The organism is Arthrobacter sp. 05L417 (genome assembly GCF_056397865.1).
The window spans coordinates 1-717 of the sequence record NZ_JBFTOG010000101.1 but is presented as its reverse complement, the minus strand read 5'-3'; the positions used below and the strand labels follow the sequence as shown (position 1 = coordinate 717).

The 717-nt window shown below is 71.3% G+C and carries 1 protein-coding gene; it reads right to left on the bottom strand.

The window, feature by feature from the left end; all coding sequences use genetic code 11:
• Positions 1-126: 126 nt before the first annotated feature.
• Positions 127-717, bottom strand: a 591-nt coding sequence (locus AC1DJW_RS26485) for an Hpt domain-containing protein (protein WP_476902954.1), incomplete at its 5' end; no start/stop codon positions are given.

The window sequence follows — 717 nt, the reverse complement described above, 5'->3', positions numbered from 1 at the left end:
GCGGTGTCGGCGGTGCTCCGGCTTCTTCGCAAGGTCGGCGGCTTTCTGTCAGGCCCGGTGGTCGGTTCCATTCTCACCGTTTTCAGGCGGTAAGGGCAGGGCACCGGGTCCGGTTCTTGGAGGATTTCAGGCGGCGCGCCGGGCGGTGTTGCCGTCCAGGGCTTTTTCCAGCTGGGCCTGGTGCTCGCGGACGGCGTCCCCGGCCCGGATTGCGGCGGTGTGGTCGGTCGTGGCCAGGGCGTGTTCGAGGCGGAGGCAGTGTTGTTCCATCCGGAGCGCCCCGACCATCGAGGAGCTGGTTTTCAGGCTGAGCACCGCGTCCATGGCGAGCTCGGTGTTGCCGGTGCGCAGGGCGTGGCTGATCCGCTCCACCCGGGCCGGCAGCAGCCTGGCGTAGGCGGCGGCGAACTTCCGGGCCGCTTCCTTGCTCTTCATCTCCCGGGCCAGGCGCCTGAGGGGGCGGCGGTCAAAAGCCGGCAACGGCCGCCCGGCCGCAGCGCCCACGCCCGCGGCGGTAGCGGCGGTGTCCGCAGCGGCGGTACCGGCGTCGGGGTTTTTGCGCCAGATGGAGGCGAGGAGCAGGAGGACGAGGGCGGCCGGGGCGCCGTACATCAGGACCTTCAAGACCACGGGATCGCGCAGGGCGCGGATTGCGTTGCCCAGGTACGGGACGGTGAACACCTGCCGGTCCACCTGCCCGCCGGCCAGGGTCGCGGT